General features: G+C 71.8%; 14 protein-coding genes. 9 read left to right on the top strand and 5 right to left on the bottom strand.

Going from position 1 to position 15,598, the window contains the following annotated elements; all coding sequences use genetic code 11:
• The first annotated feature begins 141 nt into the window (after nt 1–141).
• The 7 genes from ACH4N1_RS30120 to ACH4N1_RS30090 all read left to right on the top strand — a co-directional run bounded on the left by ACH4N1_RS30120 (nt 142) and on the right by ACH4N1_RS30090 (nt 8,887).
• On the top strand, nt 142–1,203 hold the full coding sequence (locus ACH4N1_RS30120; protein WP_398102467.1) for a BMP family protein: 1,062 nt from the start codon (nt 142–144) through the stop codon (nt 1,201–1,203).
• Nucleotides 1,204–1,726: 523 nt separating this feature from the next.
• Nucleotides 1,727–2,773 (top strand): BMP family protein, encoded by a 1,047-nt coding sequence (locus ACH4N1_RS30115; RefSeq protein WP_398102264.1) that lies wholly within the window; start codon nt 1,727–1,729, stop codon nt 2,771–2,773.
• A 275-nt stretch (nt 2,774–3,048) separates the two neighbouring features.
• On the top strand, nt 3,049–4,701 hold the full coding sequence (locus tag ACH4N1_RS30110; protein ID WP_398102464.1) for an ABC transporter ATP-binding protein: 1,653 nt from the start codon (nt 3,049–3,051) through the stop codon (nt 4,699–4,701).
• Nucleotides 4,698–5,819 carry an ABC transporter permease gene (locus ACH4N1_RS30105; protein ID WP_398102261.1) on the top strand — a complete coding sequence of 374 codons (1,122 nt, stop codon included), beginning with the start codon at nt 4,698–4,700 and terminating at the stop codon, nt 5,817–5,819. Before ACH4N1_RS30110 ends, ACH4N1_RS30105 begins: the two co-directional genes overlap by 4 nt.
• Nucleotides 5,819–7,081 (top strand): ABC transporter permease, encoded by a 1,263-nt coding sequence (locus tag ACH4N1_RS30100; protein WP_398102258.1) that lies wholly within the window; start codon nt 5,819–5,821, stop codon nt 7,079–7,081. The genes ACH4N1_RS30105 and ACH4N1_RS30100 overlap by 1 nt, the downstream gene beginning before the upstream one ends.
• Nucleotides 7,078–7,482: a cytidine deaminase gene (locus ACH4N1_RS30095; RefSeq protein ID WP_382795877.1), complete on the top strand. Its 405-nt coding sequence runs from the start codon at nt 7,078–7,080 to the stop codon at nt 7,480–7,482. Before ACH4N1_RS30100 ends, ACH4N1_RS30095 begins: the two co-directional genes overlap by 4 nt.
• Before the next feature lie 127 nt (nt 7,483–7,609).
• Nucleotides 7,610–8,887 carry a thymidine phosphorylase gene (locus tag ACH4N1_RS30090; RefSeq protein WP_398102254.1) on the top strand — a complete coding sequence of 426 codons (1,278 nt, stop codon included), beginning with the start codon at nt 7,610–7,612 and terminating at the stop codon, nt 8,885–8,887.
• A gap of 172 nt (nt 8,888–9,059) precedes the next feature.
• Here ACH4N1_RS30090 and ACH4N1_RS30085 read toward each other — a convergent pair whose 3' ends face one another.
• The gene (locus ACH4N1_RS30085) at nt 9,060–10,232 is read right to left on the bottom strand and encodes a GDSL-type esterase/lipase family protein (RefSeq protein ID WP_398102251.1); all 1,173 of its coding nucleotides are present in this window, start codon (nt 10,230–10,232) and stop codon (nt 9,060–9,062) included.
• 4 nt (nt 10,233–10,236) lie between these two features.
• Nucleotides 10,237–10,839 carry a TetR/AcrR family transcriptional regulator gene (locus tag ACH4N1_RS30080; RefSeq protein ID WP_398102248.1) on the bottom strand — a complete coding sequence of 201 codons (603 nt, stop codon included), beginning with the start codon at nt 10,837–10,839 and terminating at the stop codon, nt 10,237–10,239.
• Nucleotides 10,840–10,952: 113 nt separating this feature from the next.
• On the opposite strand from ACH4N1_RS30080, the gene ACH4N1_RS30075 reads away from it, so the two are divergent.
• Nucleotides 10,953–11,411: an STAS domain-containing protein gene (locus ACH4N1_RS30075; RefSeq protein WP_398102245.1), complete on the top strand. Its 459-nt coding sequence runs from the start codon at nt 10,953–10,955 to the stop codon at nt 11,409–11,411.
• On the opposite strand, the gene ACH4N1_RS30070 is transcribed toward ACH4N1_RS30075, so the two are convergent.
• Nucleotides 11,295–12,311, bottom strand: coding sequence for a sigma-70 family RNA polymerase sigma factor (locus ACH4N1_RS30070; RefSeq protein WP_398102242.1), 1,017 nt, complete (start codon nt 12,309–12,311; stop codon nt 11,295–11,297). The two genes, ACH4N1_RS30075 and ACH4N1_RS30070, sit on opposite strands and share 117 nt — an antisense overlap.
• 162 nt (nt 12,312–12,473) lie before the next feature.
• Nucleotides 12,474–13,784, bottom strand: a complete 1,311-nt coding sequence (locus ACH4N1_RS30065; protein WP_398102240.1) for an MFS transporter — start codon at nt 13,782–13,784, stop codon at nt 12,474–12,476.
• A gap of 63 nt (nt 13,785–13,847) precedes the next feature.
• Here ACH4N1_RS30065 and ACH4N1_RS30060 point away from each other — a divergent pair, with 63 nt between their 5' ends.
• Nucleotides 13,848–14,798: a LysR substrate-binding domain-containing protein gene (locus ACH4N1_RS30060; RefSeq protein ID WP_398102238.1), complete on the top strand. Its 951-nt coding sequence runs from the start codon at nt 13,848–13,850 to the stop codon at nt 14,796–14,798.
• 16 nt (nt 14,799–14,814) lie between these two features.
• On the opposite strand, the gene ACH4N1_RS30055 is transcribed toward ACH4N1_RS30060, so the two are convergent.
• The gene (locus ACH4N1_RS30055; protein WP_398102235.1) at nt 14,815–15,576 is read right to left on the bottom strand and encodes an alpha/beta hydrolase; all 762 of its coding nucleotides are present in this window, start codon (nt 15,574–15,576) and stop codon (nt 14,815–14,817) included.
• Nucleotides 15,577–15,598: the final 22 nt, after the last annotated feature.

Raw genomic sequence — 15,598 nt, 5'->3', positions numbered from 1 at the left:
CCCCTCCCCTTCTACGCGCGTTACTGTGCGCCGGAATCGCCCCTCGGGACGGCCCGTCGGGGAGCCGTGCCGGAGGCGTCACATTGGGGAATGCGGGCCGGTGACGGCGCCGTGGGGATGAAGGGTGCTGCTGTGCGTCTCATATCTCGAAGGACCGGGTTCGTCCAGGCGGCGGCGGCCGTCGCGGTCGTGGCCCTGGTGGCCACCGGCTGCGGCGAGTCGAGCACCGGCTCCAAGGCCGACGCCAAGGAGTCCGGCACGTACTCCGGAAAGGGCATCGGCCTGGCGTACGACATCGGCGGCAAGGGCGACCAGTCCTTCAACGACGCCGCGTACGCCGGCTTCCAGAAGGCCGACAAGGAGTTCGGCATCGGCGGCCGGGACGTCGAGCCCCAGGACGGCGAGTCGGACGCGGACAAGGTCCAGCGGCTCACCCAGCTCGCCCAGTCGGGCTACAACCCGGTGATCGGCGTCGGCTACATCTACGCGCCGGCCGTCAAGGAGGTCGCCGCGAAGTTCCCGGACACCACCTTCGGCATCATCGACGACGAGACCGTGACGGCGAAGAACGTCGCCGACCTCGTCTTCCACGAGGAGCAGGCCTCCTACCTCGCCGGCGTCGCCGCCGCGAAGGCCTCCAAGAAGGCGCACATCGGCTTCATCGGCGGCGTGGACATCCCGCTCATCCACAAGTTCGAGGCCGGCTACGTCCAGGGGGCCAAGTCGGTCAACCCGGCCATCAAGATCGAGTCGCAGTACCTCACCGAGACGCCCCAGGAGGGCGGCTTCTCCAGCCCCGACAAGGGCAAGGCGGGGGCGAGCGGCCAGATCGAGGCCGGCGCGGACGTCATCTACCACGCGGCCGGCCTGTCCGGGCAGGGCGTGATCTCCGAGGCCGCCGGCAAGAAGGTGTGGGCCATCGGCGTCGACTCCGACCAGTACTCCCAGACCTCGCTGGCCGCGTACAAGGACTACATCCTCGGCTCGGCGCTGAAGAACGTCGGCGGCGCGGTCTACGACCTCGCCAAGTCCGTCCACGAGGGCAAGCCCCTGGCCGGCGTGGTCCGCGGCAGCCTCTCCAACGACGGCGTCGGCTTCGCCGACACCAACCCCAAGTACAAGGCCATGACGGACGTCGTCGGCGCCGTGGACAAGGCCAAGCAGGACATCATCGACGGCAAGGTCACCGTCGACACGAAGTGACCCACCCGTCGCGGCAGCGGCCCTGCCCGCGCGCCCCGTCCGGGGGTGCGCGGGCAGGGCCGTCCGCGTTCTCCGGCCTCGCTCCTCTCACGTCGGGGGCCGACTCCCAGCCCGTCCGGCGCTTGAGGACGAGGCCGTTCAGGCCGAGAGCGGGGGTATGGGGGCGGCAGTCTCCAGGGTCGGGACGGAAAGGGGCGGCGGGAGCGGGACACCCGCCCCGGTCCCGGCGGGGGCCGCTGCCCGCCCCACGAGGCGCCCCCGGCCCGGAGCCCCCGTCACCGGCGGAGCCACCCGCGGAGCCGCCCGCGGAGCCCCCCCTCCTGCGCCCATCGAGGGCGTCCTCGCAGACCAGCGGCCCTGACCTCCCGCACGTGGCGCTCCGGGGTCCGTAGGCTGGAGCGTGAACTGTGGCCACAGCTCGGTAACGGACCGGACAGAAGGGTTTTTCCGTCTGGTCTACGCGCGTTACGCTGCGGCGGAACCAGCGCCTGGTATGGGCGCTTGCACAAAGGAGTCTCGTTCCATGCGCCGGGTGTCCCGTATCGCGGTTGCTGGTGTTGCTACCGCAGCCTTCGCTGTCACCGTTTCCGCTTGCGGAAGCTCCTCCACGTCGTCCTCCTCCGGTGACGACAAGAACCTGGGCCTCGCCCTCGCGTACGACGTCGGCGGCAAGGGCGACCAGTCCTTCAACGACGCCGCCACCGCGGGCATGGAGAAGGCCGACAAGGAGTTCGGCTACAAGTCGACCGCCGTCGAGCCGCAGGACGGCGAGTCCGACGCCGACAAGGTGCAGCGTCTGGAGAGCCTCGCCAAGCAGGGCTACAACCCGGTGATCGGCGTCGGCTTCGCCTACGCGCCGGCCGTCAAGGAGGTCGCGGCCAAGTACCCGAAGACCACCTTCGGCATCGTGGACGACGAGCAGACCAAGGCCGACAACGTGGCCGACCTCGTCTTCTCCGAGGAGCAGGCCTCCTACCTGGCGGGCGTCGCCGCCGCCAAGGCGACCAAGTCCAACGTGGTCGGCTTCATCGGCGGTGTGGACGTCCCCCTGATCCACAAGTTCGAGGCCGGCTACAAGCAGGGCGTCGCGGACACCAAGAAGGGCGTCACGGTCAAGTCGCAGTACCTGACCGAGACCGCGGCCGAGGGCGGCTTCTCCAGCCCGGACAAGGGCGAGAACGCCGCGGACGGCCAGATCGACGCCGGCGCCGACGTCGTCTACGCCGCCGCCGGCCTCTCCGGCCAGGGCGTCATCAAGGCCGCCAGCGCCAACAAGATCTGGGCCATCGGCGTCGACTCGGACCAGTACAAGCAGGACGCGCTCAAGGCGTACAAGGACTCGATCCTCACCTCCGCCATGAAGAACGTCGAGGGCGCGGTCTTCACGCTCGCCAAGTCGGTCGAGGACGGCAAGCCCGCCACCGGTGTGGTCCGCGGCGACCTCGCCAACGGCGGCGTGAGCCTGGCGAACTCCAACCCGACCTTCTCGGGCAACAAGGAGATCCAGGACGCCGTCAAGAAGGCCGAGGAAGGCATCAAGAGCGGCACCATCACGGTGAAGACCTCCTGACCGGCCTGACCGACCTGACGACCGTGTCGTCGACCTGCCGGGACCTGACGAGAACGGTCGAAGGCATGGCCGAAGAAGCGCTGTAATGACAGCGTTACGACCTCGGAACGGGGTGCGGGGACGATGACTCCCCGCGCCCCGTTCGCGCGGCAGAATGCTCGGAACGGATCGAGACCGACCGAAAGGCCGGTCATCAAGATCGATCAGATCCGGGCACTATTTAAAGCAGGGGCGCTACGCGCGTAGAGCGGCCCCTTTCCCGAGGAGAGTGCGCCATCGACGCGTCCAGCAGCCCTCCGCTCACCGCCCCGTCGACCGTCGCGGTGGAGCTCGCGGGCATCACCAAGCGATTCCCCGGTGTCGTCGCCAACCACGACATCCACCTGACCGTCCGTGAGGGCACCGTGCACGCCCTCGTCGGCGAGAACGGCGCCGGCAAGTCGACCCTGATGAAGATCCTCTACGGCATGCAGAAGCCGGACGAGGGCACCATCGCGGTCGACGGCGAGCAGGTGAGCTTCTCCAGCCCCGCCGACGCCATCGCATGCGGCATCGGCATGGTCCACCAGCACTTCATGCTCGCGGACAACCTGACCGTCCTGGAGAACGTGGTGCTCGGCAGCGAGAAGCTGTACGGCATCGGCGGCGGCGCCCGCAGGAAGATCAAGGAGATCTCCGACCGCTACGGTCTCGGCGTACGCCCCGACGCCCTGGTCGAGGACCTCGGTGTCGCCGACCGCCAGCGCGTGGAGATCCTCAAGGTCCTCTACCGCGGCGCCCGCCACCTCATCCTCGACGAGCCGACCGCCGTCCTGGTCCCGCAGGAGGTCGACGCCCTCTTCGCCAACCTGCGCGAACTGAAGTCCGAGGGCCTCTCCGTCATCTTCATCTCCCACAAGCTGGGCGAGGTCCTGTCGGTGGCCGACGAGATCACGGTCATCCGGCGCGGGACGACCGTCGGCACGGCCGTACCCGCCGAGACGACCCCCCGCCAGCTCGCCGAGATGATGGTCGGCAGCGAACTCCCCACCCCGGAGACGGCCGAGTCGACCGTCACCGACCAGCCCGTCATCAAGGTCGAGAACCTCACCGTCTACGCCGGCGGCGGCGCCTCCCTGGGCGTGGAGGCCGAGCCCGTGGGCCCCGGCTCCCTCGTCGAGGCGCCCGGCGTGATCAAGAAGGCCCTCGACGACGTCACCTTCACCATCCACGCCGGCGAGATCATGGGCATCGCCGGTGTCGAGGGCAACGGCCAGACGGAACTGATCGACGCCCTGATCGGCACCAAGAACGCCGACTCCGGCACCATCGCCTTCCTCGGCGAGGACATCACCCCCTGGCCGACCCGCAGGCGCCGCGAGTCCGGCGTCGGCTACATCCCCGAGGACCGCCACCGCCAGGGCCTGCTCCTGGAGGCCCCCCTCTGGGAGAACCGCATCCTCGGCCACGTCACCGAGACCCCCAACGCCAAGGGCTTCTGGCTCAACCCCAAGGGCGCGCAGGCCGACACCCGCCGGATCGTCGAGGAGTACGACGTCCGCACCCCCGGCATCGACGTCACCGCCGCCTCCCTCTCCGGCGGCAACCAGCAGAAGCTGATCGTCGGCCGCGAGATGAGCCACAACCCCAAGTTCCTGATCGCCGCCCACCCCACCCGCGGTGTGGACGTCGGCGCGCAGGCGCAGATCTGGGACCGCATCCGCGAGGCCCGCCGCGAAGGCCTGGCCGTGCTGCTGATCTCCGCCGACCTGGACGAGCTGATCGGCCTGTCGGACACCCTCCGGGTGATCTTCGACGGCAGGCTGGTCGCCGACGCCGACCCGGCGACCGTCACCCCCGAGGAACTCGGCTCGGCCATGACCGGCGCCGTGTCCGGGCACCTCGAGCACGTCGAAGAAGAAGCCGCCCCGGAGGACGAGGCCCGATGAAGAAGTTCGACAAGGAGCGCCTGCTCCTCGCGGTGGCCGGCCCGGTCATCGCGCTGGTCTCGGCGATCCTGCTGACGTCGATCGTGCTGATCGCCTCCGGCAAGAACCCGTTCGAGCCGTACCGGCTGATGCTGGAGCAGATCCCCTACTCCGACGTCCAGGTCCTGATCGTCAACCAGGCCTCGCTGTACTACGTCGCCGCCCTCGCGGTCGCCCTCGGCTTCCGGATGAACCTGTTCAACATCGGCGTCGACGGCCAGTACCGCCTCGCCGCGATGATGACCGCGGTGGTCGGCGCCCACGTGGCGCTGCCGTCCTTCCTCCAGATCCCGCTGCTGCTCCTCGTCGGCGCGCTCACCGGCGCCTTCTGGGCGGGCATCGCGGGCGTCCTGAAGGTCACCCGGGGCGTCAGCGAGGTCGTCGCGACGATCATGCTCAACGCGATCGCCACCAGCCTCATCGGCTACCTCACCCTCCGCGAGAACTTCGGCGTCCTGGTCGGCGACAACGTCACCACCGGCGTCATGAAGGACTCCGGCTGGGTGCCCGGCATCGACCTGGGCCCGGACGTCGGCGAGATCTACGGCCTGGTCTTCCTCGCCATCGCCCTCGGCATCGGCTACTGGGTCGTCCTCAACCGCACCCGCTTCGGCTTCGACCTGCGCGCCACCGGCGAGTCCGAGACGGCCGCCGCGGCCTCCGGCGTCAACGCCAAGCGCATGGTCCTCACCGCGATGCTGATCTCCGGCGCCGTCGCCGGCCTGTCCGGTCTGCCGCTGCTGCTCGGTGCCGCGCACACCTACAGCCTCAGCTTCCCGGCCGGCCTCGGCTTCACCGCCATCGGCATCGCCCTGCTCGGCCGCAACAACCCGGGCGGCATCGCGCTCGCCGCCCTGCTGTGGGCCTTCCTGGAGAAGACCTCGCCCGCCCTCGACTACGCGACCCCGGTGGCGTACGAGAAGGAGATCGCCACGATCATGCAGGGCCTGATCGTCTTCGCGGTCGTCATCTCCTACGAGGCCGTGCGCCAGTGGGGTCTGCGCCGCCAGCAGAAGCGGGTCGGCGCCGAACTGGCCGAGGCCGCCAACAACAACGCCAAGAAGGAGGTGGCGGCCTGATGTCCACCGCGACCATCGCCAAGCCGCAGGCGAAGCAGCCCGGCAAGGGCGGCCGCCGCATGTCTCTCCCGGTGCTCCTGCTGGTCATCGCGGGCGTGCTGGTCCTGACCTCGATCGTCCGCCTGATCTCCGGCGCGGACGGCATCACCTCGACCGGCCAGATGTCCACCGCGCTGCGTCTCGCCGTGCCGATCGGTCTCGCCGGCCTCGGCGGTCTGTGGGCCGAGCGGGCGGGCGTCGTCAACATCGGTCTCGAGGGCATGATGATCCTCGGCACCTGGTTCGGCGCCTGGGCCGGCTACCAGTGGGGCCCCTGGACCGGTGTCGCCTTCGGCATCATCGGCGGCGCGCTCGGCGCCGTCCTGCACGCCGTCGCCACCGTCACCTTCAACGTCAACCACATCGTCTCAGGTGTGGCGCTGAACATCCTGGCCCTGGGCACCACCCGCTACCTGTCGAAGTTCACCTTCGAGGAGGCCCCGCAGGGCTCCTCCAAGCAGTCCCCGCCGATCGAGTCGCTGGGCACCTTCGACATCCCCGGCCTGTCCGGCTGGCTGGAGACCCTCAACGACAAGCACTGGTTCCTGGTCTCCGACATCGCCGGCCTGGTCGGCGGCGTGGTCACCAACCTCTCCCCGCTGACCGTCGTCGCGGTGGCGCTCGTCCCCGCCACCTGGTGGGTGCTGTGGCGGACCGCCTTCGGCCTGCGCCTGCGCTCCTGCGGCGAGAACCCGGTGGCCGCCGAGTCCCTCGGCGTCAACGTCTACAAGTACAAGTACATCGCCGTGATCATCTCGGGCGGTTTCGCCGGCCTCGGCGGCGCCTTCCTGTCGATCGTCGCCTCGAACGTGTACCTCGACGGCCAGACCGCGGGCCGCGGCTACATCGGCCTCGCCGCGATGATCTTCGGCAACTGGATGCCGGGCGGCCTCGCCCTCGGCGCCGGCCTGTTCGGCTACACCGACAGCCTCAACCTGCGCGGCGGCACCACCAACGTGCACGCCCTGATCCTGCTCCTCGCGATCCTGCTGGTGTTCGGCGCGGCCTACCTGGCCTGGAAGAAGAAGTACGTCTCCGCCGTCGTCACCGCGGTGATCTCGGCCGTGATGTTCTTCTGGTACACCAGCGTGGACGAGGTGCCGCGCCAGGTCGTCTCGGCGGCCCCGTACATCGTGACGCTGCTGGTGCTGTCGCTCTCCGCGCAACGCCTGCGCATGCCCAAGGCCGACGGTCTGCCCTACCGCAAGGGGCAGGGCAAGTGACCCCGGCCGCCGGCACCGTCGACTGGGACGCCCTGCGCGAGCTGGCCCGCGAGGCCATGAGCCACGCGTACGCCCCCTATTCGGGGTACCCGGTCGGCGTGGCGGCCCTGGTCGACGACGGCCGTACCGTCTCCGGCTGCAACGTCGAGAACGCCTCCTACGGCATCGGCCTGTGCGCCGAGTGCGGGCTGGTCTCGGAGCTGCAGCGCACCGGCGGCGGCCGGCTCACGCACTTCACCTGCGTGGACGGCCGGGGCGAGATCCTCGTCCCGTGCGGCCGCTGCCGCCAGTTGCTCCACGAGTTCGGCGGACCGGACCTGCTGCTGGAGACGCCGGCGGGGATCCTGCCGCTGGCGGAGATGCTCCCGCAGGCCTTCGGCCCGGACCACCTCGCCAAGTGACTCCCGTGCGGCCCCTCTGACTCGCGTGAACCGCCGGGCAGAGGGGCCGCGCACGTTTCCGCGCCGGCTTCCCCCGGAAGCCGGCGCACCTCAGAAACTTCTGCACCCCGGAAGGAAACCCATGGCCATGGACGCCATCTCCGTCATCCGCACCAAGCGGGACCGCGGTGAGCTCAGCGACGAACAGATCGACTGGGTCATCGACGCCTACACCCGTGGCGAGGTCGCCGACGAGCAGATGTCCGCGCTCGCCATGGCGATCCTGCTCAACGGCATGAACCGCCGCGAGATCGCCCGCTGGACGGCCGCGATGATCGCCTCCGGCGAGCGCATGGACTTCTCGTCCCTGTCCCGTCCGACCGCCGACAAGCACTCCACGGGCGGCGTCGGCGACAAGATCACCCTCCCGCTCGCCCCCCTGGTGGCCGCCTGCGGCGCGGCGGTCCCGCAGCTCTCGGGCCGCGGCCTCGGCCACACCGGCGGCACCCTCGACAAGCTGGAGTCCATCCCCGGCTGGCGCGCCCTCCTCTCCAACGAGGAGATGCTGCACGTCCTCGACACCACCGGCGCCGTGATCTGCGCGGCGGGCGACGGCCTGGCCCCCGCCGACAAGAAGCTGTACGCCCTGCGCGACGTCACCGGCACGGTCGAGGCGATCCCCCTGATCGCCTCCTCGATCATGTCGAAGAAGATCGCCGAGGGAACGGGCTCCCTCGTCCTGGACGTGAAGGTCGGGACCGGCGCCTTCATGAAGACCATCGAGGACGCACGCGAGCTGGCCTCCACGATGGTGGGCCTCGGCACCGACCACGGCGTCCGGACGGTCGCCCTCCTCACCGACATGGCCACCCCCCTCGGCCTGACCGCGGGCAACGCCCTGGAGGTCCGTGAGTCGGTCGAGGTCCTGGCGGGCGGCGGCCCGGCCGACGTCGTCGAACTCACCCTGGCGCTGGCCCGCGAGATGCTGGACGCGGCCGGCCTCAGGGACGCCGATCCGGCGAAGGCCCTGGCCGACGGCTCCGCGATGGACGCCTGGCGCCGCATGATCACCGCCCAGGGCGGCGACCCCGACGCCCCCCTGCCCACCGCCCGGGAACAGCACGTCGTCAAGGCCCCGGCCGGCGGTGTCCTCACCCGTCTGGACGCCTACGGCGTCGGAGTCGCCGCCTGGCGTCTGGGCGCGGGCCGCGCCCGCAAGGAGGACCCGGTGCAGGCGGGCGCCGGCATCGAACTCCACGCCAAGCCCGGCGACACCGTCACCGAGGGCCAGCCCCTGCTGACCCTCCACACCGACACCCCGGACCGCTTCGCCTACGCCCTCCAGGCGGTGGAGGGCTCGTACGACATCGCCGCCGCGGGAACGCCGTACACGGCGTCGCCGGTGGTGCTGGAGCGCATCGCCTGAGAGCCGGCATCCAGGAGCCGGTACGGACGGGTGGGCCGGGCCCGCGGTGCTCTGCGGGCGAGGGCCGGTCCCACCAGCCCGTCCGGCGCTTGGGGACGAGGCCGTCCAGGCCGAAAGCGGGGGTCCGGGGGCGGCAGCCCCCGGAAAGGGGCGGTGGGGGCCCCGGCCGCCCTCACCCGAACGCTCCCCCTTCGCCGAAGGCGGCCGCGGCGAACCGCTCGCCCATCAGCCGGTGCGTCGCCGCGTCCGGGTGCAGCTGGTCGGGCAGCGGGAACTCCTCGACGTCCCGCTCCCCGTACAGCTCCCGCCCGTCGAGGTGGTGCAGCTCCGGATCGTCGGCGGCCCGCTCCCCGACGATCCGCGCCAGCTCCTCCCGGACGACCCGCAGGGTCAGCTTCCCGCCCGGCACCTCCGCCGGGTCCCCCATGGGGACGAACCGCAGCACCCCCTTCTCCAGCCCCCGCATGTCCGGCGCGGTGGGACCGGGCGTGTCCTCGTGCATGGGGCACAGGATGGGCGACACGACCAGCAGCGGCGTGTCGGGATGCCCCTCCCGCACGGTGTCGAGGAACCCGTGCACGGCGGGCCCGAAGGCCCGCAGCCGCATCAGGTCCGTGTTGACGAGGTTGATGCCGATCTTGACGCTGATCAGATCGGCCGGAGTGTCCCGCAGCACCCGCGCGACGAACGGGTCGAGCAGGGCGCTCCCGCCCAGCCCGAGGTTGATCAGCTCCACCCCGCCGAGCCCGGCGGCGTGCGCGGGCCAGATGCGGGTGGGGCTCGCGCCGTCCGAGCCGTGGCTGATCGAACTGCCGTGGTGCAGCCAGACCCGGCGGTCCGGGGCGCCCACCGGTTCCACGGGGGCGTCGGTGCGCAGGGCGACGAGTTCGGTGGTCTCGTTGTGCGGCAGCCAGATCTCGACCTTCTTGACGCCCTCGGGCAGGTCCGTGAAGCGGAGCGTGCCGGGGCGGCCGGGGCGGCGTTCGAAGGTTCCCGCCGCCATGTCGACGGTCAGGACGTGACCGGCCGTCACGGTGCCCTGGCCCACCAGGCGTCCGTCGACGACCAGGTCGTACAGGCCGTCCGGCCGGGGCGGCGCGCCCACGTAGTCCCGCTTGGTGGGCAGCGTGTCCAGTTCGACGGCGGTGGCCCGGGTGCGGAAGACCAGCCGGACGCCGGACGGCTGGGACTCGGCCATGGCCAGCTGCCCGTCGGCGCACTGGGCGCGGGCCCGGGCGGGCAGCCGGTGCGGCAGCAGACCGTGCTCGGTGCGCTCGGTCTCCAGGGCCCCGCGCAGCAGGTCGTCGGTGAGGGGGGTGGTGATCCAGTGGGTCTCGGAAGACATCGCTTCATCCTGCGTTTCGACGGGTCGTGGGGGAGGGGTCCGGGCCGGGCCAGTTGCGCAGCAGCGCGTCGAGGGCGTCGAGGATGCGGGACCAGGACTCCTGGGAGTCGGGCGCGCTGTGGCTGAAGCCGCCGGCCTGTTCGAGGCTGACGTAGCCCTGGAAGACGCTGCCGAGCAGCCGCACGGCGTGCGTCTGGTCGGGTTCGGTGAGGTCGTAGCCGCGCAGGACGGCCCGGGTCATCCGGGAGTGCCGCGCCCCCGCGCTCGCCGCGGCGGCCTCCGGGGCGAGCCGGAACCGGGCGGCCTCGTAGCGGCCGGGGTGCTCGTGGGCGTAGTCGCGGTAGACGTCGGCCAGGGCGGTGAGGGCGTCCTTGCCGGAGCGGCCGGCCAGCGCGGCGGAGCCCCGGTCGGCCAGCTCCTCCAGGGCCAGCAGCGCGATCCGCGTCTTCAGGTCGTGCGAGTTCCGCACGTGCGAGTACAGGCTCGCGACCTTGACGTCGAACCGGCGGGCCAGCGCCGAGACGGTCACCTGGTCGAAGCCGACCTCGTCGGCCATCTCCGCGCCCGCCCGGGTCAGCCGCTCCGGGGTCAGGCCTGCGCGCACCATGACGGTTCTCCACGTCCTCTCGCCGGATACCTGAGACCAGTCTGCATCTGCCTAAAGGCTTTAGGCAAACAGGTGTGTGACGTAGTCCGGTGATGCGATGAGTCGTGGCGGCGATGAGTTGTGCGCGCCCGTCCGGTCCACCCTCCGTGGACGCGACGACACCCCCCGTACTCATCCTGACCGGCCCCGTCACCCGGAGCCGGGTGGCAGGGCTCTGCGACGAACTGCGGGTTCTGTTGGAGAACACCGCGGACGCCGAGAACACCGCGGACGCCGAGAACACCGCGGACGCCGAGAACACCGCGGACGCCGAGGGCGCCGCGGCCGGCGTGGTCGTCTGCGACGCGGCCGGGCTCGGGACGCCGGGGCTCATGGCCGTCGACCTGCTGGCGCGGCTCCGGCTGACGGCCGGCCGGGTCGGCGGGCGCATCCGCCTGCGCGCCCCCGATCCGGCGCTACTCGCCCTGCTCGACCTGGTCGGACTCCGCTTCGAGGTGGAGGGGGACCCCGAACAGCGGGAACCACCGCTGGGTGTCGAGGAAGAAGTGGAATCCGGTGAGGCGGCCGTCTGAGATCTCCAGCACCTGCACCGCCCAGGGCGTGTACCCGCCCCTCTCCGGGTCCGGCTTGTACTGCGCGAACCCCGGCAGGCCGTTGACCTGGACCGGCAGCAGGCGCGAACCCTCGCAGGCCGAGCCGATCGTGGTCATGAAGCCCGCGATGTCGTCGTGGCCGGTCAGCCACAGGTCGAACGGCGGCATCGTCATGACGGCGTCCTCGTGGAGGAGGGCCGTCAGCGCCGACATGTCGTACCCCTCGAAGGCCGCCACATAGCGCTCCAGGAGTTTTTGCTGCTCCTCGTCCAACGGGTCGGAGACCGCCGCGTCGGCGGCGGAGTCGGCGCGCTCGGCGAGGGTCGCGCGGGCCCGCTGGAGCGCGCTGTTCACCGAGGCGACCGAGGTCTCCAGCAGTTCGGCGACCTCGCTCGCCCGCCACGCCAGCACCTCGCGCAGGATCAGCACGGCCCGCTGCTTGGGCGGCAGTTGCTGGAGCGCGGCCACGAACGCCAGCCGCACCGACTCCTTGGCCACGGCGGCCTCCGCCGGGTCCTCCACCGTGGGCAGCACGCGCGCGTCGGGCACGGGCTCCAGCCAGGTGTGGTCCGGGCGGGGGGAGAGCGCGGCCCGGGCGAGCGGCGTGGACTCGGAGAGGTCCATCGGGCGGGCCCGCTTGCTGCCCGCGGACAGCATGTCCAGGCAGACGTTGGTCGCGATGCGGTACAGCCAGGACCGCAGGGAGGAACGGCCCTCGAACCTGTCGTAGCTCCGCCAGGCGCGCACCAGGGTGTTCTGCACCGCGTCCTCCGCCTCGAAGGAGGAGCCGAGCATGCGGTAGCAGTACCCCGTCAGCTCGACCCGGTGTCTCTCCAGCCTGGCATCGAGGTCTTCCACCGTCGCCGTACTGTCGCTCATCGTCGTCCACCCGCCCCTGTGGGCCGTTCTGTCGCGCCTTGTGCGCCCCCGTACTTCGGAAGCTACCGCAGCCCACTGACAACGGCCCCTCGAGCCGGCGGAGCCGCAGCTCGCAGGGGGTAGGACGGGACGAATACCGTGGAGTGCCCGGACGCGTGGACCTCAGTGCGCGGCGGCCGGGGGCTGCCGGCGCGCCGCCCGCGAACCGAGCACCGTGATCGCCACGACGCCGGCCACCGCCAGGACGCCCACGCCCACCGTGCCGGCCCAGCCGCCCGCGTGGAACGCCGTCGCGCCGACCGTGCTGCCCGCGCTGGAACCGATGTAGTACGCGGACTGGTAGAGCGCCGAGGCCTGCGCGCGGCCCGTCGTCGCCGTCTTGCCGACCGCCGAGGACGCCACCGCGTGCCCCGCGAAGAAGCCCGCCGTGATCAGCACCAGGCCCAGCAGGACCAGCGGGAGCGAGTCGGCGAGGGAGACCAGCAGACCGGTGGCCGTCGTACCGCCCGCCAGGTACAGGGCCCCGCGCCGGCCCAGGCGGCCGACCAGCCGGCCCGCCGTCGACGCGGACACCGTGCCCACCAGGTAGACGAGGAAGATCGAGCCGACGATGCCCTGCGGCAGCGAGAACGGCGCCCCGGTCAGCCGGTAGCCGATGACCGTGTACACGCCGCCGAAGACGGTCATGAACAGCGCGCCGATCGCGTACAGACGGCGCAGCAGCGGATCGGCCAGGTGGTCGCGGACCGTACGGGCCAGCACCCGCGGACGCAGCGAACCGGGCGTGAAGTGCCGCGGCGCCGGCAGCAGCAGACGGAACGCGACCGCGCAGACCACCGCGACCACGCCGATCACCGCGACCGCGACCCGCCAGCCCCACTCCTGCGCGACCCAGCCGGTGATGACCCGGCCGCTCATCCCGCCGACGCTGTTGCCCGCCACGAACAGGCCGATCGCCGTGACCAGGGCCCGCGGACGGACCTCCTCGGCGAGATAGGCGGTGGCGGACGCCGGCAGACCGGCCAGCGCCGCCCCCTGCAGACCGCGCAGCACCACCAGGGCGCCCAGCGACGGCGCGAAGGGGACCAGCAGCCCCAGACCGACCGCGACCGCCAACGAGCCGGTCATCACCGTACGACGGCCGTAGCGCTCCGACAGGGCGCTCATCGGCAGGACGAACAGGGCCAGGCCGCCGGTCGCCGCCGCCACCGTCCAGCTCGCGTCGCTCGCCGCGACCCCGAACTCGCCGGAGATCAGCGGCAGCAGCGCCTGCGTGGAGTACAGCAGGGCGAAGGTCGCCACCCCGGCCAGGAACAGGGCGAAACTCATCCGGCGGTAGCCGGGACCGCCCGGAGCCATCCGCGAGTCGGAGGAGGAGCGGGAACCGGCGGAGGGTGTGGCGGGGGCGGAGGGGGCGGGAACGGTCGCGACGGCGTCCATGGTGGTGGACGCCCCGGTACTGGCGGGAGACATGCCTCGAACCTACGGACCGCCCCGCTCATCCGTCCAATGCACGGAAACTCCATAATCGTTCCCATGGCGCATCAGCAGAGGTCACAGAGGCAGCTGTCACCGTCCGGTGACACAGAAGACATCGTCACACTGCTCGCCCCGCGGCTCGCACACTTCGCGGGCGTCGCCCGCACCGAGCACGTCACACGGGCCGCGCAGGAGATGCAGGTCCCGCAGTCGACCCTGTCGCGCGCCATGGTCCGCCTCGAACAGGACCTCGGCGTCGACCTCTTCGCCCGCCGCGGCCGCACCGTCTCCCTCACCCCCGCCGGCCGCACCTTCCTCACCTCCGTCGAACGCGCCCTCGCCGAGGTCGAGCGCGCCGCCGACGAGGTGCGCGCCGACGCCGACGCGGCCACCGGCAAGGTCGCCTTCGGCTTCCTGCACACCATGGGCGCCGAGACCGTCCCCGGCCTGATCCACGCCTTCCGCGCGGATCATCCCCGCGTCCGCTTCAGCCTGGTCCAGAACTACGGCGAGGCGATGCTGGAGCGGCTGCGCGCCGGCGAACTGGACCTGTGCCTGACCTCGCCGGTGCCGGACGCCCCCGACCTCGTCGCCCGCCGCCTCGACGAACAGAAGCTGCGCCTGGTCGTGCCCGCCGACCACCGCCTCGCCGCCCGCCGGCGCGTCCGCCTCGCCGAGGCCGCCGACGAGACCTTCGTGACCCTGGAACCCGGCTACGGCCTGCGCCGCATCACCGACGACCTCTGCCAGGAGGCGGGCTTCCGCCCGCGGATCGCCTTCGAGGGCGAGGAGGCGGAGACCCTGCGCGGCCTGGTGGCCGCGGGCCTCGGTGTGGCGCTGCTGCCGCCCCCCGCCGTCCCCCGCCCCGGCGTGGTCGAACTGACGGTCACCGCCCCCAGGGCGGCCCGCGAGATCGGGGTGGCCTGGCTGGACGGCCACCCCGACACCCCGCCGGTGGCGGCCTTCAAGAAGTTCCTGCTGTCGAGGAGGGGCAACCTGCTGCCGTAGACCGGGACCCCGCCGCCTACCGCCGCAACGACCGCCCGAACCCCGAGGCCAGCGGCATCCGGAGCCCCAGCGGCGGCGGGGCGGCGAACGCGTCCTCGACGGGCCGGGAGAAACCCTTCCCGAACAACGCCCCCATCACGAAGTCCTCGCACAGGCACAGCACTTCGGCACGGTGCTGGTGCAAGCCGTGCCCGTCCGAGTGCACTTCGAACCGGCACACGTCCCGGTTCGCCTTCTTCGCCCGCGCCGCCAGCCGGAACGACAGCTCCGGGTCGGTCCGTTCGTCATTGGTGCCGTGCACGATCAGCACCCGCCGCCCCGCCAGCTGCTTCACCGGTTCGGGTGGCACCGCCACATCCTCCTCGGGCAGCCAGGGAGCCACGGCCAGCACGGAGTCGACGGCCTCGTGGCCGGCCGCGCGCAGCGCCGCCCGTCCGCCCATGTCGACGCCGGCCAGACACACGGGGACGTCCCCGTAGCGCCGTACGGTCTCGTCGGCGGCCCAGGAGGCGTCGGCGGCCAGATGGGCCTCGCTGCCGTTCCAGCCGCGGTAGCGGTACCGCACGACGTGCACGGCCAGGCCCTCCTCCCGTCCCGCGCGGGCGAGTTTGCGCCCGAGGGCGCGCACGGAGGCGGTCGGCCACAGGGGCGAGGGCCTGCGGCCGGAGACTTCCTCACCGCCGGGGAGCAGCAGTACCGCCCCGCTCACCGCCCGCGGCTCCGGACCGATGACCCTCCCCAGGCTGGCCGACCGAAGCGGCGTCGCTTGCTGTCCCATGACAGAACAGTGTCAGAAGCGT

This window comes from Streptomyces sp. NPDC017202, from assembly GCF_044331705.1.
GTDB lineage: Bacteria > Actinomycetota > Actinomycetes > Streptomycetales > Streptomycetaceae > Streptomyces.
The sequence above is the reverse complement of the archived record's forward strand: the minus strand, read 5'-3'. Positions and strand labels throughout refer to the sequence as shown.

Bases quoted from the DNA above. Each gene is read 5' to 3' on its own strand.
- ACH4N1_RS30085 (WP_398102251.1), bottom strand. From the start codon at position 10,232: ATGTCTTCCGAGACCCACTGGATCACCACCCCCCTCACCGACGACCTG.
- ACH4N1_RS30115 (WP_398102264.1), top strand. From the start codon at position 1,727: ATGCGCCGGGTGTCCCGTATCGCGGTTGCTGGTGTTGCTACCGCAGCC.
- ACH4N1_RS30055 (WP_398102235.1), bottom strand. From the start codon at position 15,576: ATGGGACAGCAAGCGACGCCGCTTCGGTCGGCCAGCCTGGGGAGGGTC.
- ACH4N1_RS30090 (WP_398102254.1), top strand. From the start codon at position 7,610: ATGGACGCCATCTCCGTCATCCGCACCAAGCGGGACCGCGGTGAGCTC.
- ACH4N1_RS30080 (WP_398102248.1), bottom strand. From the start codon at position 10,839: ATGGTGCGCGCAGGCCTGACCCCGGAGCGGCTGACCCGGGCGGGCGCG.
- ACH4N1_RS30060 (WP_398102238.1), top strand. From the start codon at position 13,848: ATGGCGCATCAGCAGAGGTCACAGAGGCAGCTGTCACCGTCCGGTGAC.
- ACH4N1_RS30065 (WP_398102240.1), bottom strand. From the start codon at position 13,784: ATGTCTCCCGCCAGTACCGGGGCGTCCACCACCATGGACGCCGTCGCG.
- ACH4N1_RS30100 (WP_398102258.1), top strand. From the start codon at position 5,819: ATGTCCACCGCGACCATCGCCAAGCCGCAGGCGAAGCAGCCCGGCAAG.
- ACH4N1_RS30070 (WP_398102242.1), bottom strand. From the start codon at position 12,311: ATGAGCGACAGTACGGCGACGGTGGAAGACCTCGATGCCAGGCTGGAG.
- ACH4N1_RS30075 (WP_398102245.1), top strand. From the start codon at position 10,953: ATGAGTTGTGCGCGCCCGTCCGGTCCACCCTCCGTGGACGCGACGACA.
- ACH4N1_RS30105 (WP_398102261.1), top strand. From the start codon at position 4,698: ATGAAGAAGTTCGACAAGGAGCGCCTGCTCCTCGCGGTGGCCGGCCCG.